Below are 26399 nucleotides of genomic sequence, written 5' to 3'. Positions count from 1 at the left end.
GCCGAGATATCTCAAAACGACACGCCGTGAGTGGAAGACCGTAACACCCCCGCAAACACCGGAATTCCAGCGATTTTCAGTTTGATATAAATCCTCTCGATATATCTCAGTTTGAAATATCTCTTGTCGAGGTGCATACTGGCATCAACGCGAACGCAACGGATACCAACCGAGGCAGCCAAGCAATCGCAGGCAACAACCACATACACCAACGCAACAACCCCGCCGTCACCGGCAATCATCGAAAGGACTCATTATGAGCAACATCACCATCTTCGGCGCAGGCAACATCGGTTCCGCAGTGGCGGGCATCGCCGTCAAGGCCGGCGCGAACGTGCAGGTCATCGACCGCAACCCGGATAAGGCCGCCGCGGCCGCCGAAGGCGTCACCGGCGCGAAGTTCGGCGAGGCCGTCACCGGCGACATCGTGGTGCTGGCCCTGCCGTTCCCGGCCTACGAGGAGACCCTCGCCGAGTACGCCGCCCAGTTCGCCGGCAAGACCGTGGTGGACGTGTCCAACCCCATCGACTTCACCACCTTCGACCTGGCCCTGCCGGAAGGCACCAAGTCCGCCGCCGAGTGGCTGGCCGGCAAGCTGCCTGAGTCCAAGGTGGTCAAGGGCTTCAACACCACCTTCGCCGCCACGCTCGCCACCGGCGAGAACGACGGCGCCCCGACCGTGGTGCAGCTCGCCTCCGACGACGAGGACGCCAAGAAGTCCGTGGCCGCCTTCATCGAGGCCGCCGGCCTGAAGACCGTGGACGCCGGCCCGCTCAAGCGCGCGCAGTACCTCGAGGGCTACGGCGCCCTGCAGATCATCCTCGGCGTGACCGAGCAGACCCCGTGGACCGGCGGCTTCAAGGTCGTGAAGTAAGCAGATATCCCACACCCCGCGCGCGGTGGCCGCCCGTCTCACACTTAATACAGGCTGCCACCGCGCGGAACATATTTTTTTGGCTCTGTTAAACCAAGATTGACATGAATTCCATTGGACTACCCCTCAGTCGGCTTCGCCGCCAGCTCCCCTGACAAGGTGGCCAAGAATAAGGGGCATGTCAATCTTGGTTTAACAGAGCCTATGTTTTCGGTGGGTGGAACCTTGATTTCCCAAGGTTTCACCCACCGTTCGTTTTGCGCGTCAACCAGCGTTTTCACCGTACGTTTGCGGCAAAGCACGATCCTCGGCGGGTCAGACATTCGTGATACGGTGAATCCATGTGTTCTTTGCGTTGTGCCTCGACGCCGGACAACAACGCTCCGGTGTACGCCCCTGGTTTCGTCTAACTCTGTAGACCCCGACCACGTCAGCCAACAGGCGCAACATTTTTCACTTCACCTATATATTCATCTGTGTATATGTATATATAGGTATTGCTAAGGAACACCTATATGTCTTATGCTCCCAAATCGCGCGCATCAAACGGCGTCGATTCATGGATTCGCCATATCGCACTGCTCCTGACCGGACAGGCATTCTCGCTATTGGGGTCCAACATCGTGCAATACGCATTGTGGTGGTGGATCGTCCTGCAGGAGAAATCCGGCTGGTCCATGCTGCTCGCCACCTTGTTCGGAGTGATGCCCCAAGGCGTCGTCTCCATATTCGGCGGATCGATGGCCGACCGGTATAACCGCAAGACGCTAATCATGCTGCCGGATCTCATCATCGCCGCGGTGACGGTGCTGCTGTCGGTGAGCTTCTCCATGGGATGGGCGAATCTCGCCATACTGTTCATCGTATTGTTCATCCGTTCGGCCGGAGGCGGCATTCAGATGCCAGCCATCCAGTCATTTATCCCGGATATCGTGCCGACCGGCAAATTGCTGCGCGTCAACTCGATATACGGTGTCATCAATTCGGTGAATCTGATTGCCGCGCCAGCGATTGCGGCGGTGCTCATCAATATCGTACCGTTGTGGTCGATTCTGCTCATTGACGTGGCGACGGCGATCATCGGCGTCGGGTTTGTCGCCTGCATCCGGCCGCCGCGCAAGGCACGCAAGGATAGAAAGACTTCACCATCCGCTCCGCTTGCGAACACAGCCTCCAACAATGACGAAACCCGGCAAGGCAAAGATCCGATTACGCTGCTCGTCGCCAGCGCGCGACGTTCCTTCGCCGACCTGCAGGCGGGATTCGCATATGCGATGAGCCGTCCGATGCTCAAAGGAGTGATTCTGGGCGACGCGCTCACCTGTTTTATGTCCGTCGCCCCGATGAACCTGACCCTGCTGCTCATGACCCGCGAATACTCGGACATCGATCTCAATCTCGGATTCATCAACCTCACCACCGCCTCGGACAAACTCGCGGCCAACGAGCTCGGCTGGAGTATCGGCATGCTGCTTGGCGGCGCGTTGATGTCTTCGCTCGGAGCCAAGGTGCTGCACGGCAGCCGCGCACAGATACGGGTGGCGGCATATTCCGTCGCCGTCGTCGGCCTTTCCATCGTCGGACTCGGACTGGCACCGAACCTGCTGACCTATCTGCTGATCGACCTGGTCAGCGGCGTCTCATTTGCCACATGCGTCGGCCCCATGCGCACGATCATGCAGTCGGAATCCGACGAGGCGATGGTCGGACGCATCTTCGGGCTTGACACCACGATAACGACGTTCGCCATGCCGTTGGGAATGCTGATCTTCGCTCCTCTTGCCGACATCATTCCCATTTCCTGGGTTTTCGTCGCCGGAGGCCTGCTCACACTCCCCGGAGCCTGGTACATGCTCTCCGTCACCCAGAACAGCGCTTCCCACGAACGAGAAAACATCACCGCCGTCGGCGGCGATGCCCATGATTCCGCCGACGGAACCAGGCATCGGTCCTGAATCATCAATAACGAAGGAGTACAGAATGCATACGATCCGCATGTACATCAACGGCCAATGGGTCGAATCCGCTTCCGGCGAGATCACGACAATCATCAACCCGGCCAATGGCAGTGTGGCGGCGGAGGCCACGCGAGGAACTGCCGATGATGTGAGCAAGGCCGTCGCGGCCGCCAAACAGGCGTTCACGCCGGGCTCGCCCTGGCGCAATCTCACGGCGGACGAACGTGCGGAACTGCTCAATACGACCGCCGACCTCATCGAGGCGAGAGCCGAGGAACTGGCGGTGGCCGAAACCAACAGCATGGGCAGGGTCTATAAGGAGACCCGATACGATGACATCTATGCCGCCAGTGGCGTCTTCCGGTATGCCGCGTCGCTGGTGCACGAATTGCAGGGCACGGCTTCCGCGGAAAACGGCGATATGCTGACCGTGACCATCCGTGAGCCGCTCGGCGTATGCGCGGTGGTGGCTCCTTGGAATTATTCGATGGGCACCATGGCTGCGGGCATGGCCCCGGCATTGGCCGCCGGCAATACGGTGGTGATCAAGCCGTCTTCGCTGACGCCGGTTTCCACGGCAATGATGGTTCAGGCCATGGAAGAGGCGGGCTTCCCCGCCGGTAGCGTGAATATGGTACTCGGCTCCGGCTCGGAGGTCGGTTCGGCATTGGCGCAAAGCGAGGACGTTGCCAAGATCACCTTCACCGGCGGCACCGCGACCGGCAGGGACATCATCGCGAAATCCTCGACCAGCGTGAAGCGGTACGCCATGGAGCTGGGCGGCAAGTCACCGTTCATCATCTTCGATGATGCCGATTTGGACGTGGCGGTGGACCGGCTGATGTTCGGTATTTTCCTGAGTCAGGGCCAGGTATGCATCGCCGGTTCGAGGCTGTTGGTGCAGGACGGCGTCTATGAACGGGTCACGCGCATGCTTGAGGAGCGCATCCCGAGGATTCGCATTGGCATGCCGCTCGACGAGGAGACGGAATTCGGCCCGATGGTGTCCAAGCGCCATATGGAGCATGTACTGGAATACATCGAAATCGGCAAGGCGGAAGGCGCCAAGGTGCTGATCGGCGGGCATCGCATCACCAAAGGCGATTTCGCGAAGGGCTACTTCATTGAGCCGACCGTGCTGGTGGATTGCAATGAGCACATGCGCGTGGTCAATGAGGAGATTTTCGGCCCGGTGCTCACCGTGCAGACCTTCAGCGACGAAGCCGAGGCAGTGCGCCTTGCCAACAGCACTGGTTATGGTCTGGCCGGCGGTGTGTTCACGCGCGATATGGGCCGTGCCCTGCGCGTGTGCGCCGACGTGGATACCGGCATCATGTGGGCGAACACCTATATGGACGAGACGCCGGGTGTGCCGGTGAGCCCGCACAGGCAAAGCGGCACCACGGTGGATGGCGGTCTTGACGGGCTTAAGGAATATACGGTGTTGAAGCAGATCAATCTCAAGATGAGCCCGGAGAAGTCGGGATGGTTCAATAACTAGTCAACGAGTCAACCGCGGGAGCCTACCGGGCCGACCGTATGGTCGCGATGCATGGAATGCTGATCAGCGCCATCAGCGCCGCGCCGATGAACACCGGACGGTAGGTTCCGCACACCGCATATATGGAGGAGGTGATCACGGCGGCCAGGATCATGCCGGATGTATTGGCGAGGTTCAATATGCCCAGTCCCTTGCCGGCCTCATCCTTGTTCGGCAGGACATCGATGCTGAGCGCCTGATTGCTGGCGTTGTAGGTGCCGTATCCCAGTCCGGCCAGCACACCGTATATATAGAATCCCGGTACCGAAGGCACCAGCCGAGGAGTGAGGAATCCGCAAGCCAGCAGTACCGCAGCGATGATCAGCAGCGGCTTTCTCCTCCCCCATCGCTCGGCGATGATGCCGGAGACGATCATGCCGGTCAGGCTCGCGGCCATGGTGCATGATGACAACACCGCGATGGTGGCCGCGGCCTGTTTGGCGTCCTGCCCAAGGTAGCTTTCGAGGATGTAGAGCTGGTAGGCGAACACCATGTTGTAGGCGAGCATCAAGCAGAATCGGCCAACCAGCGCCTTGTAGAAATCCGACGCCCCTCGAGTGGGCGGTTTGAAGCTTTTCAGGATCGCGGCCACGCCGTCTCCGGCTTTCGGCAGGTTTGCGGCGGACGGCTCCTTGGGCCATATGGACGTGACGATAAGACCGTCCAATGCCAGCAGACAGGCGGCGGCGACAAAGCCGACGGTCTTCTGGTCGTGGAACATCGCACCAAGCATGGTGCCGAGCGCGTTGCCGGTGGTGGTGCCGAGACCGTACGCCACGGACATGCGTACGCGAAGGTTGCCGGGGATCCGATCCGACAATGTGGCGAGGGTCGGCGACAGCAATGCGTTGAGGAACAGCTGCAATCCGCACCAGGCCGCGATGATGGTGATCGTCTGCTGCGCGACCGCCACCAGGAACAGGCAGGTTCCCGATGCGATGGCGCCGCCGATCATGAACGGCGTGCGGCGTCCGAACCGCGAGCGCGACCGGTCGGAGAGCGAGCCGAACACGATGTTCGCGCATAGCGCCACGATCGCGCCCGCCGCGTTGAGCTGCGCGATCATGCCGTTCGGGTCGGCGAACCCGTCGTCCTTGAGGCGTTGCGGAAGCAGCACCATGCTGGCGGAATTGAAAGCCGTCATCCACAGCAGGCCACAGAGGAAGAAACCCGTGAGGAAGCGGATCATGGTCGGCATGGGAAGGGCGATCCGGGACGAGACGTCTTCCTCATGACTCATTGATTCGTGATCCTTTGGAGGGTATGGCTGCTGGTGGGTGACGGCTGACGGACCGTGTGCCCGCCGGTCGTTATCCGGCGGGCACACGTCGTATGGTTCCGGAGGTCGGGGAATCGTCAGATAGCGTTGGCCTTGACGATCTCGCCGTAGCGCAGGGCGGAATCCTTCCAGATGCGCTCCTCGGTGTCATAGTCGACGCGGACGATGCCGAATCGCTTGCTCAGGCCGAGCGCCCATTCGAAGTTGTCCAGCAGCGACCATGCGTAGTAGCCGGTGACGTTCGCGCCGGCCTCGATGGCGTCGGCGACCGCGCGGATGTGGCGGTTCATGTAGTTGACGCGCTGCGGGTCGTGGACGATCTTGCCGCCGGGGGCCGCGGCGTCCTCGGTCACCACATCGTCCCAGGCGGAACCGTTTTCGGTGACCATAAGCGGCAGGTCCCGGAAACGAGAGCTCAGCTCGGTGAGCAGCGTGGTCAGGCCGTGCGGCTCCTGGTTCCAGCCCATCGCGGTCAACTCGCCGGTCGGCGGCAGGAATTCCACGATGTCCTGCGCGGGGGCCGGCACGCCCTCGTTGACGTTGCCCGGAGCGGCGGCGCGCACATGCGAGGTGGAGTAGTAGTTCAGGCCGAGCACCTGCAGCGGCTGGTGAATCGTCTCCAGGTCGCCGTCCTTGACGAAGGACCAGTCGGTGAGGTCCGCGGTGACGGCCAGGATGTCCGGATCGTAGCGGCCTTCAAGCATCGGGCCGTAGAAGACCTCGTTGTTCATCAGGTCGGCGCGGTGCTTGGCCGCGATGTCCTCCGGCGCGTCCGTCTCGGCGATGTTGACCGCCGGGTTCAGCGTCACGGAGATGCGGGCCTTGTCGCCGAGCACGGAACGGATGGCCTGGGTACCGAGGCCGTGCGCGAGGTTGAGGTGGTGCACGGCTTCAAGGGACTTCGCGTAATCCTTGACGCCCGGCGCATGCACGCCGTTGCCGTAGCCAAGGTACGCCGCACACCACGGCTCGTTGAGCGTGATCCAGGTGTCGATGCGGTCGCCGAACCGTTCGGCGAGCACCTGCGCGTAGTCCGCGTAACGCTTCGCGGTGTCGCGGTTCGGCCAGCCGCCCTGGTCCTCGAGGTACTGGGGCAGATCCCAGTGGTAGACGGTGCAGGCGGGCTTGATGCCGGCCTCGCGCAGGGCGTCCAGCAGACGCAGGTAGTAATCGACGCCGGCCTGGTTCACCTTGCCGTTCGGCTCGGGGATGATGCGGGACCAGGACACGGAGAAACGGTAGGCGCCCACGCCCATCCGCTTCATGATGTCGATGTCCTCCATGTAGCGGTGGTACTGGTCGCATGCGCGCTCGCCGGACGTGCCGTCGGCGATGGTGCCGGGCTTGGCGCAGAACGTATCCCAGATGGAGGGGGTGCGGCCGTCCTCATGGATGGCGCCTTCGACCTGGTAGGAGGCGGTGGCGGTGCCCCAGGTGAAGTCTTGCGGGAAAGTGAAAGTCATGGGTATGCTCCTCGACTTTGAGGTTGGTGGAAAGACGGAATTACCCGTCAGTACAAGGCAATAGGACGAAGAAAGGGAACGGCTGCCGGCCTCCCGAGTTCACGGGAAACCGGCAGCCGCCAAAGGAGGGACAGGGAAGTCTATCAGCCCTTGACGGCACCGGCCATGATGCCGGAGACCAGCTGCTTGCCTGCGAAGAAGAAGAGCAGGACCAGCGGGAACGTCGTCAGCAGCACGCCGGACATCACGATGGTGTAGTCCGTGAAGTACGCGCCCTTCAGTGCCGCGGCGGCGGTGGTGAGCATGCTGTTCTTGTTGGCGCCCAGCACCAGCATGGGCCAGAAGTAGTTGGTCCACTGGCCGATGAAGGTGAAGAGGAACAGCATGGCCGCCGCCGGACGCGCGGCCGGCAGGCCGACGGAAAGGAACGTACGGAACATGGAGCAGCCGTCCACACGCGCCGCCTCGATGAGTTCGTAGGGCAGGGCATCGGAAAGGTACTGCGTCATCCAGAACACGCCGAACGCGCTGACCAGGCCGGGGATGATCACGGCGAGCAGGTTGCCGTACAGGCCGGCCTTGTTGGCCATGATGTACAGCGGGACCACGCTCAGCTGCTGCGGGATGGTCATGGTGGCCACCACGCAGGTCAGCAGCACGTTACGGCCACGGAAATGCAGCTTCGCGAAGGAGTAGCCGGCCAGCGTGCTGAAGAACACGGTGGAGATGGAGACCACGGTGGCCACGGTGAACGTGCCGCCAAGTGCCTGCCAGAACTTGAGTTCGCCGAAGGCACGGCCGAGATTGCGGAACAAAGATCCGCCGGGGATCAGGGCCTGCACGCCGTACTGGTTGCTCGGGCTGTCCTGCGAGGCGATGGAGATTGCATAGTACAGCGGGAACACGAAGAGCAGCAGGGTCACGATCAGTCCCGCATAGCTGCCCCAGCCGGGTTTGCGGCCTTCGGAGGTCATGCCCAGACGGGCCTTGCGCTGCCGAGCGGCCGCACGGGACACGCCCTTGCCGTAGACCTGCTCGAGAACTGGGGTGCCGAGTTCGTTCTTGGTTGATTCTTTACCCATGATGATTCCCTCTTACTCGATTCCCGCAGCCGCGCGTGCGTTCACACCGGAACGGATGGCGCGCTGACGTTCGGCTTCGTTACGTTCCGCGGACAGCTTCTGGGCCTTCTTGTCGCCCTTGCCGCGCCCGCCGGAGGCCATGCGCTGGGTCAGGTAGAAGTTGAGCAGTGCGATCGCCACGATGATGAGGAACAGCAGCCAGGCCACAGCGGCCGCGCGGCCCAGGTTCGGCTGGCCGGGGGTCACGTTCACGAAGCCGAGCTTGTACAGGTAGAGGCTCACGGTCAGGTACTGGTTGTTCGGACCGCCGCCGGCGCTCGCCGCGTTGTGGAAGAGCTGAGGCTCATCGAAGATCTGCAGACCACCGATGGTGGAGGTGATGATGACGAACAGCAAGGTGGGACGCAGCATCGGCAGGGTGATGGAACGGAAGGTACGCCACTTGCCGGCACCGTCCACGACGGCCGCTTCGAGCACGTCACGCGGGATGGCCTGCATGGCGGCCAGCAGAATCAGCGTGTTGTAGCCGATCCAACGCCAGTTGACAATGGTGGCGATGGCGAGATGCGACCAGATCGTGCTGCCGTGCCACATGATGGGCTGCAGGCCGATCTCCTGCAGGACGACGTTGATGGCGCCCATCTTGTCGGAGAAGATCTGGGAGAAGATGATACCTGCGGCGGACGGGGCCACCACGTACGGCAGCAGCACGCCCATACGCCAGAAGGTCTTGGCCTTGAGGTTGGCGTCAAGAATCCATGCGAGCCACAGGGCGATGATGATCTGCGGCACGGAGCTCAGCAGGAAGATGCTCACCGAGTTGCGCAGGGCCACATAGAAGGTGGGCTGGTGAAGCACCCACTGGAAGTTGCCGTACCAGGACGGCGTGGTGCTATCACAGGTGGCGCCGCACACGGCCAGACCGGCGTCACCGGTCAGCGTGTTGTACTGGCGGGTCGCGATGACCACGGTGTAGATCAGCGGGAACAGGCCCACGATCAGGAACAGGATGAAGAACGGTGCGATGTAGATGTACGGCGAAGCCTTCCATTCGAAATTGCCGAGCCTGCTCCGCCACGAGGCCTTCGGCTGTGCGTTGTTCGCTGCCATGTTGTCTCCTTTGACAAATCCCCCAAAGAGAAGGTGCCGGGCCGGAAACCTGCCAACCCGGCACCCTTTCAATCACTTATGCGATGTCAGGACAGTGCCTTGACGTCCTCGACGTACTGCTTCCACGCCTGGGAGGCGGACTGCTCCTGGGTCACGTCCACGCGACCGAGGGCATCACCGAGCTTGGAGTCGATGTCGTAGTACTGGGCGCCGGTGTAGGGCACGACCTTGACGGCCTCGGCGCGGTCGGCGAAGATCTTGCCGATCGGGGCGTTGTTCAGGAACTCATCGGTCTTGTCGGCCACGGCCGGGTCCTTCATGGCGGTCGGGGAGCTCGGGTAGTTGGAGGCGGCCTTGAAGGTGGCGACCTGCTGCTCCGGGGCGGTCAGCCAGGCGACGAGCTTGGCGGCCTCTTCCTTCACCTTGGAGGTCTCGGGGACCACGAGCCAGGAACCGCCCTGGTTGGAACCGCCGCCGGGGGTCACGTCCGCGACGTCCCAGCCCTTGAAGTCGGAACCGGAGTTGCCCTTGATGTTGTTGACCAGCCAGGCCGGGCACATGATGGTGGCGAAGCCGGTGTCGGACTTGAACTGGGCGTTCCAGTCGTCGGACCACTGGTTGAGGTGGGCGGACATGTCCGTGGTGGCGGTCAGCTGGTCGTACATCTTCTTGATGGTGTCACCGGTGGCGACCACGGTGCCGTCTTCCTTGACATAGGCTTCCTTGACCTGGGTCTTCATGGTGCCCCAGATGCCGCCCATGGCGTCGTACCACGGCAGACCGGTCTTCTCGGTGTACTGCTTGCCGACTTCGAAGTACTTGTCCCAAGTGGCGTCATCGCCGCCGAGCATCTTGGCGACCTCGTCACGGTCGGTCGGCAGGCCGGCCTTGGCGAACAGGTCGGAGCGGTAGCACAGGGCGGTCGGGCCGATGTCGTTGCCGGCACCGATCAGCTTGCCGTCGGAGGTCTTGCCGCCCTCGGTCTTCCAGTCGAGCCAGTCGTTGCCCTTGACGTAATCGCTGAGGTCCATGAACGAATCGGGCATGGCGAGGATGGAGGGCATCCAGGCGATATCGGCGGCGTAGATGTCGTACGCATCGGCACCGGAGGAGATGGCGGTGTTGAACGCGGAGCGGGCCTCATCGGAACCGGAAGCGACGGTCTCCTCGATCTTGACGTTCGGATGCTCCTTCTCGTACTGGCTCCACAGATCGGCGCCCGGGCGCTCGTTGGTGGCCTTGCCGTAGCCGAAGTTGTTGAAGGTCTGGATCTTGATGATGGTCTTGCCGTCGGAGGTCTTCGCACCTTCGCTGCCGGAGTTGGATCCACCACATGCGGCGAGGCTGACCATCGTCGTCATGGCCAAGGCCGCCGCGACGATGCTCTTTGCCGACTTCTTTATCATGTTTGTTCTCCTTTTCCATGGACGCATCGCTGCGCCCTCTCCTCATGACGCTTCTTCGCGTCACCCTAGTTTTTGGAACCGTTTCCAAAAACTGATGAAGAATTTACCATACCAATCGGTAATTAAGCAACATCACGGCATGTTGTGCGTGTCGCGTAAGTTGTGCGCGTTCACATCAAACAAAAATGAACAAACCGGTTCGATACATCCGGCTTTCAGACATGGTTCAGACACTCTCCCGTTCCACGAGACGTGCAGGGAACAGCACGGCACGCCGCTTCCATTCCCCCGTCTCCAGACGCTCCACCAGCATCCCCGTGGCCGCTTCGGCCATAGCTGGCAACGGCTGAGCGAGCGTGGTCAATCCCGGATTCAAAACCCCAGCGGTCTGAAAGTTATCAAATCCGATGACCGACACGTCTTCGGGGACACGTTTGCCGGCAGTATGCAACGTCCGGTACACGCCTGCTGCGATATCGTCGGAATGCGCAAACACCGCGTCCACTTCGGGATGCTTCTCCAGAATCTCACGCATGCCTCGCTCACCATGTTCAATCGAATATTCACCGGGAACGGTTCCAATTATCTCACAACCAAACTGCCGTGCGGCATCAACGATACCCTCCGTACGCAACTGCGGCGTGAGCATATCGGTTGGTCCTTCCACTATTGCAATACGCTTGCGTCCGTGTTTCGCGAACAGCTCACCTGCGGCATATCCCCCCTGATAGCTGTCGACGTCCACATAAGGGTAGTGCATCGAAACATGCGGATGGCCAACGAACACCACCGGCTTGCCGTATTCCTTTACGGCATCGGCGAATGTTTTCGTGTAATGGAAACTGACGATTACCGCGCCCGCAGCCCCTGAACCATTCAACAGTTTCAGAAAGCCCTTGGCATCGTGCGGCTGCGTCAGCACCAAAAATGGCAGGAGATGGGCTGATGCGAACGAGGTCGCCAGTTGGGACACGACGCCCGAAATGAACGCATCATGGAACACGAAATCCGGTTCTTCCGTGGCCACAATGGCCACAATGTTCGATTTACCCGACGTCAATTGCTTCGCCGCCTGATTGGGCACGAAATGCAGGGCCTCCGCCGCCTGCTGAACCTTCAATCGGGTCTTCGCGGAAGCCGACCCATTGCCCAACGCACGTGACGCGGTCGACACCGCCACTCCGGCCAGCTTCGCCACATCACGAATCGTAACCGCATCGCCTTCCATGGCGAAAACCTCCTATGCCCGTCTCCTATGGCCGAGCACCACTTCGTATCTCGTATTGCCTAGCTTACAACGCCGCGATGTTCACAAACCACGCATTCTTTCATCGTCTACGATAAGGAATGCAAGGCCTTTGACGAAAGGAACCACGATGTCCAACAGCATGGCCGACGGCGATATCCTGTGGGCGCAGCGCAAGCGCAACTGGTGCCGCACCCCGTTCACGTTCACCACCTACACCTTGACCAACGACGAGATCGCGGTCAAATCCGGCATCCTGCGCGAGACCTACGACGTGACGAAGCTGTTCCGCGTGGTCGACCTGACGGTCACACGCACGCTGCTGCAGCGACTGTTCGGCCTGTCCACCATCACGCTGGAGACACGCGATCAGTCCTCCGGCGGGCAGCTGGTGCTCAAGAACGTCATCCACGGGTTCGAGGTGCGCCGCGTCATCCAGCGTGCGGTGGACCAGTCGCGTAACGTGAACCGCGTCAGCGCCCGCGAATACATGGGCGACTCCGCCTTCGATGATTCCGGGGAAGCCGACGACGACTACACTGCCCGGTAACGACTATCGAACCTCACCGAACGCCACGCGGCGGATGCCTTCGCGCAGGTCGTTCGCGTCCTTGGGCTCGCCGCCGAGCGCCCGGTGCAGGGTGAGGCCCTCGATCATCGCGTCCAGCAGCGCCACGGTCCGCGCGTCGAAGAAGCGACTCAGCTCCTGCTGCACGGCACCCATCCACCGGTCGCTGATGTCGCGGAAGGACTCGTCACGGGCGGCGAGCGTATAGAACTCGAGGGTGATGACCGTGTCCCGCTCCGTGGCGAGCACGTCGTGTTCGACGCTGGCGGCTATGGCCTCGCATGCCTCCTCGGGCGTGCGAGCCGCATCCATTCGCGCCGCGAACGCGGCGATGGACCGGTCGGCGAACCGGTCGAACGCCTGATGGAGCAGGTCATGCATGCCATCGAAGTAGTAGGTCATGGAGCCGAGCGGCACATGCGCCGCAGCCGCCACCACGCGATGCGAGGTACCCGCCACGCCGCGTTCGGCGACCACCGTCAGGCAGGCCTCGATGATGCGTTGCTTGCGGTCGGGGTCCACGCGCCTGCGCGGCGCGTCAACGTTGCTCTCTTCCATACCGGCCGACCTTACCCGCTTACAGGTACATGCGTACACACCCGATTGCCGCTGTCAGAACACGATTGCGGAGACCAGGGCCAGCGAGCACAGGGAGAACAGCGTGCTCACGAGCACGAATCCCACCGCGTATTCGGGCATGTTGTCCTTGCGGCCGGTGAACATCGCGATCGTGGTCATCGTAGGCAGGCCGGCAATCACCGTGATCACCAGTATCATGTCGTGCGTGATCGGCACCCAGGTCGGCAGGAAACCCACAACGGCCATGAGCAGCGCATAGAACGCCAGCGGGAACGCGATCATCTTGGCCACAAGGCCCACGTACAACTCGTAGCGACGCAGCACCTTCCACCAGCGGGTCAGCGCGAACAGACCGCCGAGGTAGATGAGCGACATCGGCGTGGCCATGTTACCGATGGTGTGCAGTGGCTTCAGGATGATGTCCGGTACGCGCGCGCCCAGCAGGATCAGCGCCAGCGCGATCATCACGCCGATGAAGGCGGGGTTGACGAAGCGGCGCAGCAGGCCGAGCACGCGGGAGCCGAACGCGGGCTTGCCGGCGGCCTTGCTTTTGGTGTCTTGTCCGGCGATTCCGCCACGAGCCGCAGCCTCACCCGCGCTTCCCGATGCTCCCCCGCCATGGCCGTCCTCGCGGACCGGCTCGCACAGCCACACGCCGTACGTCCACAGCAACGCCTGGTCGACGATGGACATGAGCGCCACGTAGATTGCACCCTCATGCGGGAACAACGCCATGATGAGCGGGATACCGATGAATCCGGCATTGCCGAAGATGAGCGATGCCTGGAACACATGGCTCCTGGAACCACGCAGACGCAGCAGACGCGCAAGCGTCCAGAACACGAGGATGAGCAGGCCATACATCACGGCGGTGAGCAGCATCACACCCCAGTTGGCCGCCAGATGGGAGCGGTCCGTGCCGTCCACGGCGTTCGAGAAGACCAGCACGGGGATGAGCACGTTAAGCAGCAGCGAGCACATGCCGTCCAGCGCCACCTTACCGTAGAACCGCAGGCGCACGCAGCCGTAGCCCACCATGAGCATGATGAAGAAGCCGACCAACTGGCCGACCATCACACCGAACTGTCCCACTTACTCCCCTTTTCTCATTCCCTCGGCTTCTCTTGCCCGCTAGAGTAGCTGCCGGCGAAGCCAACTGAAGGAATCGCATCAACAGTGACTCCGCTGGCTACGGAATAGGCATGCCACCCTACCGCAACTCATGCAGGATACGCCGCATGAACGGCACCGTCGTGGCGAACGTCAGCACATCGGACACGGTCTGCGCCACCTCCACGCCGGTGATGCCGATGGCATGTGGCAGCACAAGCACCACCGGCGCCAGGTACAGGCCCGTACGACATACCGCCAGGAACGAGGCGATGCCCGTTTTGCCGAGCGTCTGGCTGATCATGTTGCCCATCATGTTCATGCCGTTGAGCGCCACCGACAAGCATTGGAAGTGCAACGCGGCCACGCCCACCGTCACCACCGCCGGGTCCGATCGGAAGATTTCCACCAGTTGCGGAGCGGTCAGCCAAATCGTGATTCCCAGCGCCAACAGCACGCATGTAGACAGCTTCACGCAGAACCAGAATCCCTCGCGCACGCGCGCGAACTTACCGGCACCGTAATTGTATCCGCATACCGGCTGGAAGCCCTGGCCGAGACCCACGATCACCGAGTTGACACCGAGCATGATGCGCATCACGATGGCCATGCCGGCGATCGCCGCGTCGCCGAACGGGTTGGCGGCGATGTTCACGCAAGTGGTGGCGATGGAGCCGGCACCCTGGCGCACCAGGGAGGGCAGGCCCCCGCCCGCGATCTCGCGTAACAGCAACGGATCCGGCTTGCAGTTGCGCAGCGAGAGCTTGAGCACGCCGAATTTGGCGCTCATGACGGTCAGGATGATGAAGCTCACGGCCTGGCAGATGCCGGTGGCCAATCCCGCACCGAAGATGCCCAGATGCAGCACGAAAATGAACAATGGTGCCAGCAGGAAGTTGAGCAGCGCGCCTGAGACCAGACCGATCATGCCGAACGCGGATTGGCCCTGATATCTGAGAAGCCCGTTCAACGCGAACGAGCCGCACACACAGGGCGCGGCCACGAGGATCGGCGTCAGGTATTGCACGGCGTACGGCGCGATGGTGGCGGTCGAACCGAGCGCCACCACCAGCGAGCGCAGCGTGCTCAGGCAGATGATGGTGACCAGCAGTCCGAACAGCACCGCGCCCGCGAAGCCGAGTGCCAGCAGTCGTGCGGCGCGTTCGTTGTTGCGTTTGCCCAGCTCGCGACTCATCGAATTGCCCGCACCGTTGCCGCAGAAGAAACCGATAGCCTGCAGGATCGTCATGATGGAGAAGGCGATGCCGATGGCGCCGGATTGCGAGGTGCCGAGCTGGCCGATGAAGAACGTGTCCGTCAGATTGTACGCGGTGGTCACCAGATTGGAGATGACGGCCGGCAGGCAAAGCCTCAGAATCAGCGGACGGACCGGTTGTTCGGTCATTTGACGGTATTTTGCGTCCGCTGTCGCGCGTTTGATGCCTAGAACCTGAGCCACGCCGGTTATCCTACTCCCCCGCCGCGTCCGCGCCCCCGCATTGCCCGTCTTACGAGGGCGCGACGCTTTCCGTCAAAGGATGCGTAGGTATTGGCCGGTGATGCTCTGCGGATTGGCGGCGATCTGTTCGGGCGTGCCTTCGGCCACGATTCGTCCGCCCGCCTCGCCGCCGCCCGGACCGAGGTCGATGATCCAGTCGGCGTTGGCGATGACATCCAGATCATGCTCGATGACGACCACGGTGGCGCCGCTCGCCACGAGCCGGTCGAAAACGCCGAGCAGCACGCGCACGTCGAGCGGATGCAGACCGATGGTCGGCTCGTCGAACACGAACACGGCGTCCGACTGGGCCTTGCCCATCTCGCTGGCGAGCTTGAGACGCTGCGCCTCGCCGCCGGAGAGGGCGGGCGTCGGTTCACCGAGCGTCAGATAGCCGAGTCCCAGATCGTGCAGCGTGGTCAGGCGCGCATGGACCTTGCGCATGTCGCCGGTCACGGCCAGAGCCTCGTCCACACTCATCGCCATGAGCTGCGGCAGCGTCAGCGAACGTTCGCCGGCCGACTCACCATGCGCGGCATCGTCCCGCAGGACCCCACCGATGGTGGGCCCGCTCCCGTTGACGACAACGTTCTTGCCGCCGGTACCGTTCGTCTTGTGACTCTTGCCGATCTTGACGGGCCGGTGAATCGTTCCGGCTTCGGGCGCGTATCGGGAACCTCGGCAGTCGGGGCAGGCGATGGTCACGTCCGGCAGGAACTGCACGTCCAGTGAGATGGACCCGGTGCCGTCGCAGGTGGGGCAACGCAGGCGACCGGTGTTGTAGGAGAAGTCGCCGGCTTTGTACCCGGCCGCCTTGGCCTCGTCCGTACGGGCGAACGCGCGGCGCAATTCGTCGTGGATATCGGCATAGGTGGCCACGGTGGAGCGGACGTTAGCACCGATCGGCGTGGCGTCGATGAGGTTGGTGCGGGCGATGCCGTCGGCCTCCAGTTTGCGAACGTGCGCAGGCAACGGATCTCCGGCCGCCGCGGCCTTGAGCGCCGGAATCAGCGTTTCCAGCACCAGCGTGGTCTTGCCGGATCCGGACACGCCGGTGACCGCCACCAACCGGCCGCGCGGAATGTCCACGGAGAGCGGCTTGACCGTGTGCAACGGGCCGGTTTCCAGATGGATCCGGCCAAGCGCGAACATATCAGAACCGTCCGGTGATACAGCCGCGGCGGCACCACCGGCCTGGCCGGCATCGCAGGCTGCGGCTGTATCACTGGCCTGACCGGTGCCGCAAGTCGCGGTGGCACCAGCCATGGCAACGTTGTCGGCTGCGACGGCACCGTCTACCGATGCCGCACCGACGCACGCCCGCACGCGCCGCTGCCCATCCTCCGCGAGGAACGGCGCGATGCGGCTGCCGGCGTCATGTTCCACGTCCGCCACTGTGCCCTGCGCAATCACATGGCCGCCCTCGGCACCCGCCACCGGCCCCATTTCGATGAGGTGGTCGGCAGCCTTGAGCACGCGCACGTCATGGTCGACCACCACCACGGAGTTGCCGTCCGCCACAAGATCGCGCATCACGCCGAGCAGTCCGTCCACGTTCGAGGGATGCAGGCCGATGGACGGCTCATCCAGCACGTACAGCACGCCGGTGGTGCGGTTACGCACGGCACGCGCCAATTGCACACGTTGGCGTTCGCCGGTGGACAGGGTTGCTCCGGCACGGTCGAGCGAGAGGTACCCCAGACCGAGTTCCAGCAGTCGGCGGGCCACGTCGAGGAACGATTCACAGATGTTCGTGGCCATCGGCTGCATCTCCGGCGGGAGCGAGCCGGGCACGCCGCGCACCCACGCCACCGCGTCGTCCAGTGTCATGGCGGTGGCTCCGGCCAGATTCAGTCCCTCGATTTCGGGAGCTCTGGCGGCCTTGCTCAGCCTGGTGCCGCCGCAGTCCGGGCAGGGCTTCTCCTCCAGGAAGCGTGCCACACGCTTCAATCCCTGCTCGTCCTTGGCCTTGGCGAGCGCGTTCTCGACGGTGTAGACGGCGTTGTAGTAGGTGAAGTCGAGTTCTGCGAAGTCGTCGCCCTTCTTCGGCCGGTAGAGGATGTGTTTCTTGACGGCGGGGCCGTTGAATACGATGTCACGCTCTTCGGGCGTGAGCTCGCGGAACGGCACGTTGGTACGCACGCCCATCGCGCCGCACACCTGCTTCATGAGGTCCCACATCAGGGAGCCCCACGGCAGCACCGCGCCGTCGTCGATGCTTTTCGATTCGTCCGGCACGAGGGCAGCGCGGTTCACCTCGCGCACGATGCCGGTGCCGGAACAGGTGGGGCAGGCGCCGCCGGAGTTGAAGGCCAGCGATTCCGCGCCCGGAGCATGGAATTCCTTGCCGCAGTGCGCGCACACGGTGGGCAGTTCGGCGGCCACGTTCATCGTGGGCTGCTGCCGTGCGCCGCAATAGGGGCACACGTGCGAGGCACAGCGGGAGAACAGCAGTCTCAGACTGTTGAGCAGCTCGGTCATCGTGCCGAATGTGGAGCGGATGCCGGGCACCGCGGGCCGCTGGTGCAGGGCGAGCGCGGCCGGCACGTGCAACACTTCGTCAACCTGTGCGCGGGACGCCTGGGTCAGGCGCCGGCGCGTGTATGTGGAGAGCGCTTCCAGATACCGTCGCGAGCCCTCCGCATACAGCACGCCCAGCGCCAGTGAGCTTTTGCCGGAGCCCGAGACACCGGCGACGCCCACGAGCTCTCCAAGCGGCACATCGACGTCGATGTTCTTGAGATTATGCACGCGGGCGCCGCGCACTTCAATCGCTTCGGGCCGTTTCCCGGCAGCCATCGTGATTCCATCCGTAGTCATGCGGCCATTGTACGGCCGTCGTTATCCCGCCGGTCAGCCCCACTGGGCGCGCAGGGCGCTCAGCGCATCCTCGAAGGACGCCCCGAGCCGGCGAGCCTGCCCGGCATACTCCTGCGCGGCCTGGAGCAACGGCTCGGGAATCGTGGGCACATGCCGGATGCGTGCGGCACGGCCGGGCGCGGTTTCGATGACCCCGCTTTCGGCGAGCTCGGCGTATGCCTTGGCCACGGTGCCAGGAGCCAGTCGCAGGTCGCCGGCCAGTTGGCGCACCGATGGCAACTTGTCGCCGTCATGCAGGGCACCGACCTTCACCATGCCTTCGATCTGCGCGCGAATCTGTTCGTAGACGGGCGTCGGCGACGATTCGCGGATCACCAGACGCAGCTCGTCTCCTCCGCCGCTCATCGTCGGCTTCCCCGGCTTGTCCCGGTCCAGAGACGTACGACTGCGACACACGCCATAATCAGGTAGATGCAAGCGACCACGGCCACCACACCGCCCATGATGATCTGCGCGTTGCCCAACGTGGGATATACGTCGTCCGCGTAGGCCGGCGACAGCGAGCCATAATTGGTACCGACGTGCACGGTGGCGGTGCCGGCCACCACCAGCACGCCCACCGCGTAGGTGAGCATCGAGCCGGCGGACAGGAACACTGTGAACCGCGTCAGCAGCACGCGCCATGCCTTGTCCTCCTCGTCGTACCGCGGATCCGGGGAGCTGGGCACATGGGCGATGCGCCACAGCGCCAGGCAGGCCAGCGCCGCCAGCACGCAGGTGACGATGATCAGAGGCACCGCATAGTAGGAGCCCGGATAGGGGCCCGCCGAGCCTTGCGATTCGCCGTTCGGTCCGGTCAGTGCGATGCTCCGCATCAGGCCGAAATCATCGGGGCTCGCCGTGGCGATGGTGAAGCCAAGGTAGGCGATGAGCAGTCCCGCGGCCAGTAGCGGCTGCATGAGCACGTACCGCCGGGCATAGGTCCACGGCTCACGCGACCGCAGGGACGCCACGCGCACACCGCCACGGCCTTCCTGCCGCGACGCCGACTCCGGGAACGGCAACGCGATGACCGCCATGACCGTGGATGCGGCAAGCCCCGGCGTGAGCGCCGCGATGAGGGCCATGCTTTGCGGGAACGCATCATTCAGAGCAACACCCGCAATCAGCACGATTGCACCGGCGAGCAGCGCCATCAACACACGATGTCGGGCTACCAATATCGGACCGTCACCGGAGAACGGCGGATTGCCGCCGGCCGACCCCGCCCGCATCGAAAGCGAGGGCTCCCGGTTCATCCGCAGCAGAGCCCTGATCACCAGCACCAGCACGGTGATGGTAAGGACCAGCATGAGTAGCCAGATCAGCATCGCCACGATTACATAGGGCACCATGATTGACATCGCAACCACCCCATTCCTATATCGGATGGGCAGCTACGCCACGCGGTCGCCATCGACCACTTACGTAAACTGCACCATACTTCTAATACAGTTTAAAGTGTATCAGAAGTATGGTGCAGTTTCAATGGGTATTGAGCAATGAGTGCCCGCACGGATGAGAGGCGGACTGTATGAATGCTCCCCCTCGGTCAGCTTCGCCGACAGCTCCCTTTAGAGAGGGGAGCCCTGCTGGGCAGTGCGCGGATCCGGTCGAGTTCGCCGTCAACTCCCCTCAGAGAAGGTAGCCATGAGTGCCATGGCGCTCAGAAGCGAATCAGAGCCTTGATGACCTTACGCTGGTCCATGGCCTCGTAGGCGTCCTGGATGTGGTCGAGATCGTATTCGGCGGTGAACACACGGCCGGGATTGATCTCGTGATTCACCACGGCATCCAGCAGACCGTTCAGGTCGTAGTGGCGCACCGGTGCCGGGCCGCCCTTGATGCCGATGTTGCCGTAGAACGTGCCTTCGGCGCTGATCTCCACATCGTGCGGCAGCCCCACACGGCCGATGACGCCGCCGCGGCGGATGAGGCCGATGGCGGTGTCGAAGGACTGCTTGGAACCCACGCATTCGAGCACGGCGTCCGCACCGTAGCCGCCGGTCATCTCCAGCACCTTGTCGATGGCGGCCTGGTCGCGCTCGGCCACGATGTCCGTGGCGCCGAATTCACGGGCCAGGGCGGCACGGTCCTTGTGACGGCTCATGGCGATGATGCGCTTGGCGCCGAGCATGTGCGCGGAGAGCACGCCGCACAGGCCCACGGCGCCATCGCCCATCACCACGGCGGTGTCGCCGGGCTTGACTTCGGCGGAAACGGCGGCGTGGTAGCCGGTGGACATCACATCGGCAATGGACAGCAGCGAGGCGAGCGTGGCGTCATCGTAGTCCTCGGGAGAGCCGGGCACCTTGACCACGGTGCCGTCGGCCTCGGGCACGCGCACGTATTCGGCCTGGCTGGCACCGAAGTAGCCGCCGTGCGGGCACACGGATTCGAAACCGGCCTTGCACACCGGGCACTTGCCGCAGCTGTACGGGAAGGGCAGCACCACGAAGTCGCCGGGCTTGACGGACGTGACCTCGGGGCCGACCTCCTCGACCACGCCGATCGACTCATGGCCGATCTGGCTGTGCTTGGGGTGGCCGGAGAGTCCACGGAAATACCACAGATCGGATCCACACACGCAGGCGCGCACCACGCGCACCACCGCGTCATCGTCCTTTTCGAGGCGCGCCTTCGGCACCTCCTCCACGGCCATCTTGCCGGGTTCCACGAAAAAAGCGGCCTTCATGGTTTCGCTCATAATCATCGCTCCTTGTTGTTGCGGCTTTCCTCTATTGAACAACCGCTCGATAACGAAATCCAATAGCCCGCACCAATGTCGGGCCATGCCTTGCGCTTATGGAATGCGAACGTGTGCTCCCAACGCAGGCTATACCGTATAGGTCTACCACTCAGGCCTCTTGCCTTACGGCAATCGTTCGCATACAAGAAATCCCCTCCGGGACGAACCCGAAGGGGATTTCCTAAGTCGCTAGTTCAAGCGCACTAGATCTTGTCTGATGAAAATCAGGCGAGGATCTTGGTGACTCGACCGGAGCCCACGGTGTGGCCACCCTCACGCACAGCGAAGGTCAGGCCCTCCTCCATAGCGATGGGCTGAATCAGCTCAACGGTGAAGGTAGCGTGGTCGCCCGGCTGAACCATCTCGACGCCTTCCGGCAGCTCGATGACGCCGGTGACGTCGGTGGTGCGGAAGTAGAACTGCGGACGGTAGTTGGAGAAGAACGGCGAGTGACGGCCACCCTCATCCTTGGTCAGCACGTAGACCTCACCCTCGAACTTGGTGTGCGGGGTGACGGAGCCCGGCTTGGCCAGAACCTGGCCACGCTCGACGTCGGTACGGTTGATGCCGCGGAGCAGCAGACCGGTGTTGTCGCCAGCCTCGCAGGCGTCCATCGTCTTGTGGAAGGTCTCGATGGAGGTCACGGTGGTGGACTGGGTCGGACGAATACCGACGATCTCGACCGGGGAGTTGACGGCCAGCTGGCCACGCTCCACACGGCCGGTCACCACGGTACCACGGCCGGAGATGGTGAAGACGTCCTCGATCGGCATCAGGAACGGCTTGTCCAGGTCGTGAACCGGGGTCGGGATGTAGTCGTCGACGGCATCCATGAGCTTCTTAATCTGCTCAACCCACTTCTCGTGGTCCGGAGCGTCGTCGTGCAGGGCGCCGTAAGCGGACACGCGGATGATCGGGCAGTCACGATCGAAGCCGTTCTCGTCGAGGAGGTCACGGACCTCTTCCTCAACGAGCTCGATGAGCTCCTCGTCCTCGACCATATCGCACTTGTTCAGGGCGACCAGGATCTTCGGGACGCCCACCTGACGGGCGAGCAGCACGTGCTCGCGGGTCTGGGCCATCGGGCCGTCGGTGGCGGCCACAACGAGGATGGCGCCATCCATCTGGGCAGCACCGGTGATCATGTTCTTCACGAAGTCGGCGTGGCCCGGGCAGTCGACGTGAGCGTAGTGACGCTTAGCGGTCTGGTACTCGATGTGGGCGATGTTGATGGTGATACCGCGGGCGGCCTCTTCCGGAGCGGAATCGATCTGGTTGAAGTCGTACTCCGGGTTGACATCCGGGAACTCCTCGTGCAGCACCTTGGAGATGGCGGCAGTCAGGGTAGTCTTACCGTGATCGACGTGGCCGATGGTACCAATGTTAACGTGCGGCTTAGTACGCTCGTACTTTTCCTTTGCCATTACTCTTTGTCCTCCTGGACGTCTCGTGAGTGTATCCATGCTGGTCGCATGGGGACTCGCTTATTCTACTGGGTTTCTGGGTTATGTGCCACATTGAAGAGCCAGAACCCAGTCAGCGGTACACGATTTTACCGCTGACTGGAGACACTGGCCACTTCAATGGGCAGCGCGTGTCACTCGCCGCGCTGGGCCTTGATGATCTCCTCGGAGACGCTCTTCGGCACCTCGTCGTAGGAGTCCATCTCCATGGTGAACATGGCGCGGCCCTGGGTCTTGGAACGCAGGTCGCCGATGTAGCCGAACATCTCGGACAGCGGGACCTTGGCGTCGATGACCTTGACGCCGATGGCGTCGGTCATGGACTGGATGTTGCCACGACGCTGGTTCAGATCGCCGATGACCTCGCCCATGTACTCCTCCGGAGTACGGACCTCGACCTTCATGATCGGCTCGAGGATGACCGGCTTGGCCTTCGGGGCGGCTTCCTTGAAGCACATGGAGCCCGCGAGCTTGAAGGCCATTTCGGAGGAATCGACCGGGTGCATCTGGCCATCGGTGACGGTAGCCTTGACGCCCACGACCGGGAAGCCGGCGAGAATACCGGATTCCATGGCTTCCTTGACGCCAGCCTCGATGGACGGGATGAACTCCTGGGAGATGTGACCACCGGTGACGGCGTTCTCGAACTCGAAGGTCTTGCCCTCGGTGGTGTCGAGCGGCTCGAAGTTCATCAGGACCTTTGCGAACTGGCCGGAACCACCGGTCTGCTTCTTGTGGGTGTAGCCCTGGTCCATGACGGCCTTGCGGATGGTCTCGCGGTAGGCAACCTGCGGCTTGCCCTGGTTGCACTCCACCTTGAACTCGCGACGCATACGGTCGACGATGATGTCGAGCTGGAGCTCGCCCATGCCGGCGATCAGGGTCTGGCCGGACTCCTCGTCCGTGGTGACCTGGAAGGTCGGATCCTCTTCGGCCAGCTTGGCGAGGGCGATGCCCATCTTCTCCTGGTCGGCCTTGGTCTTCGGCTCGACGGCCACCTGGATCACTGGATCCGGGAAGGTCATGGAGTCGAGGGTGATCGGATCCTCGATGGAGCACAGGGTGTCACCGGTGGTGACGTTCTTCAGGCCCACGAAGGTGTAGATGTTGCCGGCATCGGCCACATCCATCGGGTTCTCCTTATCGGCGTGCATCTGGAAGATCTTGCCGATACGTTCCTTCTTCTCGCGAGTGGAGTCGAGCACGTTGTCGCCCGGCTTGACGGAGCCGGAGTAGACGCGCACGAACACGAGCTTGCCGTAGAACGGGTGGGTGGAGATCTTGAAGACCAGAGCCGAGAACGGATCGGACTTGGTCGGATGACGGTCGATCTCGACGGACTCGTCGCCGGGCTTGTAGCCCTTGATGGCCGGCACGTCCTCCGGGGACGGCAGGTAATCGACGACGGCGTCCAGCATCGGCTGCACACCCTTGTCCTTGAAAGCGGAACCGCAGAAGACCGGGAAGGCTTCCTTGGCGATGGTCAGCTGACGCACGCCGGCGCGGATGTCTTCCTTGGACAGGTCGCCGTCCTCGAAGAACTTGTTCATCAGGTCGTCGTTGGCTTCGGCGGCGGCTTCCACGAGCTTCTCGTGGTACTCCTCGGCCTTGTCCTGCAGATCGGCCGGGATGTCGGTGGTGTCGTACTTGGCGCCGAGGCCCTCGGTGCCGTTCCAGACATAGGCCTTCATCTCGACCAGGTCGACCACGCCGGCGAAGTCGTTCTCAGCGCCGATCGGCAGCTGCATGACGATCGGGTTGGCGCCCAGCTTCTCCTTGATGGTGTCGACGGAGTAGTAGAAGTTCGCGCCGAGCTTATCCATCTTGTTGACGAAGCAGATACGCGGCACGCCGTACTTGTCGGCCTGACGCCACACGGTCTCGGACTGCGGCTCCACGCCTTCCTTGCCGTCGAACACGGCAACGGCACCATCGAGCACGCGCAGGGAGCGCTCCACCTCGGCCGTGAAGTCCACGTGGCCAGGGGTGTCGATGATGTTGATCTGGAACTTGTCCTTGGTGTCGTGCGTCTGGCGGTTCCAGAAGCAGGTGGTGGCGGCGGACTGGATGGTGATACCGCGCTCCTGCTCCTGAGCCATGAAGTCCATGGTGGCGGCGCCATCGTGGACCTCACCGATCTTGTAGCTCTTGCCGGTGTAGAACAGAATTCGCTCGGTAGTGGTGGTCTTACCGGCATCGATGTGAGCCATGATGCCGATATTGCGGACGTCGTGGAGGTCCGAAATCTCTTCAGCCATCGTTTTTCCTTATTTCTTCCTGGATTACCAGCGGTAGTGAGCGAAGGCCTTGTTAGCCTCTGCCATCTTATGAGTATCCTCGCGACGCTTGACAGAAGCGCCGAGGCCGTTGGAGGCGTCCAGGATCTCGTTGGCCAGACGCTCGGCCATGGTCTTCTCACGACGGGCGCGGGAGAAGTCGGTCAGCCAGCGCAGAGACAGAGTGTTGGCGCGGTTCGGCTTGACCTCGACCGGCACCTGGTAGGTGGCGCCACCGACGCGGCGGGAACGCACCTCGAGGGACGGACGGATGTTGTCCAGGGCGCGCTTGAGCACGGCCACCGGCTCCTGGTCGGACTTCTCCTTGACGATGTCAAGAGCGGAGTACACGATGTCCTCGGCGATCGACTTCTTGCCGTCAAGCAGAATCTTGTTGATGAGCTGCGCCACCACGGTGGAACCGTAGATCGGATCGGGCAGCACGACGTGCTTCTTGGAAGGTCCCTTACGTGACATATCTCTTACTTCGCCTTCTTTGCTCCATACAGGGAACGACCCTGCTTACGGTCCTTGACGCCCTGGGTATCCAGCGCACCACGCACGATGTGGTAACGCACACCCGGCAGATCCTTCACACGGCCGCCGCGCACGAGCACGATGGAGTGCTCCTGCAGGTTGTGGCCCTCGCCCGGGATGTAGGCGGTGACTTCGACGCCGGAGGACAGACGGACACGGGCGACCTTACGCAGAGCCGAGTTCGGCTTCTTCGGGGTGGTGGTGTAGACACGGGTGCACACGCCGCGGCGCAGCGGGCTTCCCTTCAGAGCCAAAGTCTTGGACTTCTTCGGCTTTGCCTGACGTCCCTTACGGACGAGCTGTTCAATAGTAGGCAACTTGAATTCTCCGATTCAGTGGTTTCTCTTGCATTCGTGCGGCCGCCGCACTGCAGCCCCACTCCCCTGAACCTGCCAAGGCATGTCTGTTCGCAGCATGCCCGACGAATCGGAAAAGTTAGCCCAGTCCACCGGCCCGATGGCCCTCCAGTCTCCCGCGCCGCATTGCTGCGTGCGTTCACAGACTTGAGGGATATCCCAACGCGCACGCCTATCACATAAGGCATGCCGTTGGCACACACGAATATCTATATTACGGTTCCACCGGACAACGACGCATCCTCGCGTGTTGCGCCCGTACACCCCGTAAACGGCAGGTGCCCCCGGGGAGACCTTGTCACCCGGGGGCACCGCCAAATCTTTAGTTATTGTGAATTATATCACTTTTCCGTCACTTTGCGGCGGCAGCGACGTGCCTCACGTTTTTTGAGCGCGTAGGGTGTGGTGGTGCCTCATCGGGAATGAGCGCGAACGGTATCGGTCCT

The 26399-nt window shown here is 62.6% G+C and carries 21 protein-coding genes and 2 pseudogenes; 4 read left to right on the top strand and 19 right to left on the bottom strand.

The genetic code is table 11. The features are described 5' to 3' along the window. Positions 1 to 11: 11 nt before the first annotated feature. Complete coding sequence (locus tag DF196_RS07640; RefSeq protein ID WP_109057260.1) at positions 12 to 242, bottom strand: hypothetical protein; 231 nt, start codon at positions 240 to 242, stop codon at positions 12 to 14. 14 nt (positions 243 to 256) lie between these two features. On the opposite strand from DF196_RS07640, the gene DF196_RS13895 reads away from it, so the two are divergent. From DF196_RS13895 to DF196_RS07625, 3 genes are all read left to right on the top strand, one after another. Further along, positions 257 to 874: an NADPH-dependent F420 reductase gene (locus DF196_RS13895; protein ID WP_109057259.1), complete on the top strand. Its 618-nt coding sequence runs from the start codon at positions 257 to 259 to the stop codon at positions 872 to 874. Positions 875 to 1389: 515 nt separating this feature from the next. Then, positions 1390 to 2829: an MFS transporter gene (locus tag DF196_RS07630; protein ID WP_109057258.1), complete on the top strand. Its 1440-nt coding sequence runs from the start codon at positions 1390 to 1392 to the stop codon at positions 2827 to 2829. A 25-nt stretch (positions 2830 to 2854) separates the two neighbouring features. Further along, on the top strand, positions 2855 to 4333 hold the full coding sequence (locus DF196_RS07625; RefSeq protein WP_158276292.1) for an aldehyde dehydrogenase family protein: 1479 nt from the start codon (positions 2855 to 2857) through the stop codon (positions 4331 to 4333). A 22-nt stretch (positions 4334 to 4355) separates the two neighbouring features. Here the strand turns inward: DF196_RS07625 and DF196_RS07620 are convergent, their stop codons facing one another. From DF196_RS07620 to DF196_RS07595, 6 genes are all read right to left on the bottom strand, one after another. Beyond that, positions 4356 to 5612 carry an MFS transporter gene (locus tag DF196_RS07620; protein WP_109057256.1) on the bottom strand — a complete coding sequence of 419 codons (1257 nt, stop codon included), beginning with the start codon at positions 5610 to 5612 and terminating at the stop codon, positions 4356 to 4358. Between the two features lie 116 nt (positions 5613 to 5728). Next, positions 5729 to 7114 (bottom strand): GH1 family beta-glucosidase, encoded by a 1386-nt coding sequence (locus DF196_RS07615; protein ID WP_109057255.1) that lies wholly within the window; start codon positions 7112 to 7114, stop codon positions 5729 to 5731. A gap of 143 nt (positions 7115 to 7257) precedes the next feature. Further along, positions 7258 to 8196 (bottom strand): carbohydrate ABC transporter permease, encoded by a 939-nt coding sequence (locus DF196_RS07610; protein ID WP_109057254.1) that lies wholly within the window; start codon positions 8194 to 8196, stop codon positions 7258 to 7260. A 12-nt stretch (positions 8197 to 8208) separates the two neighbouring features. Next, a complete protein-coding gene (locus DF196_RS07605; RefSeq protein ID WP_109057253.1) occupies positions 8209 to 9306 on the bottom strand; it encodes a carbohydrate ABC transporter permease in 1098 nt (365 codons plus the stop codon). Positions 9307 to 9392: 86 nt separating this feature from the next. Beyond that, positions 9393 to 10712, bottom strand: coding sequence for an ABC transporter substrate-binding protein (locus tag DF196_RS07600; protein ID WP_193852568.1), 1320 nt, complete (start codon positions 10710 to 10712; stop codon positions 9393 to 9395). Between the two features lie 226 nt (positions 10713 to 10938). Beyond that, the gene (locus DF196_RS07595) at positions 10939 to 11940 is read right to left on the bottom strand and encodes a LacI family DNA-binding transcriptional regulator (RefSeq protein ID WP_109057252.1); all 1002 of its coding nucleotides are present in this window, start codon (positions 11938 to 11940) and stop codon (positions 10939 to 10941) included. A gap of 148 nt (positions 11941 to 12088) precedes the next feature. Here DF196_RS07595 and DF196_RS07590 point away from each other — a divergent pair, with 148 nt between their 5' ends. After that, complete coding sequence (locus tag DF196_RS07590) at positions 12089 to 12508, top strand: PH domain-containing protein (RefSeq protein ID WP_109057251.1); 420 nt, start codon at positions 12089 to 12091, stop codon at positions 12506 to 12508. A gap of 3 nt (positions 12509 to 12511) precedes the next feature. On the opposite strand, the gene DF196_RS07585 is transcribed toward DF196_RS07590, so the two are convergent. The 12 genes and pseudogenes from DF196_RS07585 to rpsL form a co-directional block, all read right to left on the bottom strand. Next, positions 12512 to 13084 (bottom strand): TetR/AcrR family transcriptional regulator, encoded by a 573-nt coding sequence (locus DF196_RS07585; protein WP_109057250.1) that lies wholly within the window; start codon positions 13082 to 13084, stop codon positions 12512 to 12514. 54 nt (positions 13085 to 13138) lie between these two features. Beyond that, positions 13139 to 14197 carry an AEC family transporter gene (locus DF196_RS07580; RefSeq protein WP_170115014.1) on the bottom strand — a complete coding sequence of 353 codons (1059 nt, stop codon included), beginning with the start codon at positions 14195 to 14197 and terminating at the stop codon, positions 13139 to 13141. A 118-nt stretch (positions 14198 to 14315) separates the two neighbouring features. Beyond that, positions 14316 to 15674, bottom strand: coding sequence for an MATE family efflux transporter (locus DF196_RS07575; protein ID WP_109057249.1), 1359 nt, complete (start codon positions 15672 to 15674; stop codon positions 14316 to 14318). Between the two features lie 72 nt (positions 15675 to 15746). Next, positions 15747 to 16865: pseudogene (locus DF196_RS14200) on the bottom strand (excinuclease ABC subunit UvrA); the annotation flags it as partial. Between the two features lie 144 nt (positions 16866 to 17009). Further along, positions 17010 to 18512: pseudogene (locus DF196_RS14195) on the bottom strand (excinuclease ABC subunit UvrA); the annotation flags it as partial. 54 nt (positions 18513 to 18566) lie between these two features. After that, entirely contained in the window at positions 18567 to 18938 is a 372-nt protein-coding gene (locus tag DF196_RS07560) for a GntR family transcriptional regulator (RefSeq protein ID WP_109057248.1), read from the bottom strand. After that, positions 18935 to 19927: a hypothetical protein gene (locus tag DF196_RS07555; RefSeq protein WP_146194732.1), complete on the bottom strand. Its 993-nt coding sequence runs from the start codon at positions 19925 to 19927 to the stop codon at positions 18935 to 18937. Before DF196_RS07555 ends, DF196_RS07560 begins: the two co-directional genes overlap by 4 nt. 311 nt (positions 19928 to 20238) lie before the next feature. Next, positions 20239 to 21279 (bottom strand): zinc-dependent alcohol dehydrogenase family protein, encoded by a 1041-nt coding sequence (locus DF196_RS07550; protein ID WP_109057246.1) that lies wholly within the window; start codon positions 21277 to 21279, stop codon positions 20239 to 20241. A 266-nt stretch (positions 21280 to 21545) separates the two neighbouring features. Next, a complete protein-coding gene (tuf, locus tag DF196_RS07545; protein WP_109057245.1) occupies positions 21546 to 22745 on the bottom strand; it encodes an elongation factor Tu in 1200 nt (399 codons plus the stop codon). 173 nt (positions 22746 to 22918) lie between these two features. Next, positions 22919 to 25042, bottom strand: coding sequence for an elongation factor G (fusA, locus tag DF196_RS07540; protein ID WP_109057244.1), 2124 nt, complete (start codon positions 25040 to 25042; stop codon positions 22919 to 22921). A gap of 24 nt (positions 25043 to 25066) precedes the next feature. Beyond that, positions 25067 to 25537 carry a 30S ribosomal protein S7 gene (rpsG, locus tag DF196_RS07535; RefSeq protein ID WP_094667337.1) on the bottom strand — a complete coding sequence of 157 codons (471 nt, stop codon included), beginning with the start codon at positions 25535 to 25537 and terminating at the stop codon, positions 25067 to 25069. A gap of 5 nt (positions 25538 to 25542) precedes the next feature. Further along, positions 25543 to 25914, bottom strand: coding sequence for a 30S ribosomal protein S12 (gene rpsL / locus DF196_RS07530; RefSeq protein ID WP_003808601.1), 372 nt, complete (start codon positions 25912 to 25914; stop codon positions 25543 to 25545). Between the last annotated feature and the right edge of the window lie 485 nt (positions 25915 to 26399).

Origin of the sequence: Bifidobacterium callitrichidarum (assembly GCF_003129905.1) — a bacterium.
GTDB lineage: Bacteria > Actinomycetota > Actinomycetes > Actinomycetales > Bifidobacteriaceae > Bifidobacterium > Bifidobacterium callitrichidarum.
The sequence above is the reverse complement of the archived record's forward strand: the minus strand, read 5'-3'. Positions and strand labels throughout refer to the sequence as shown.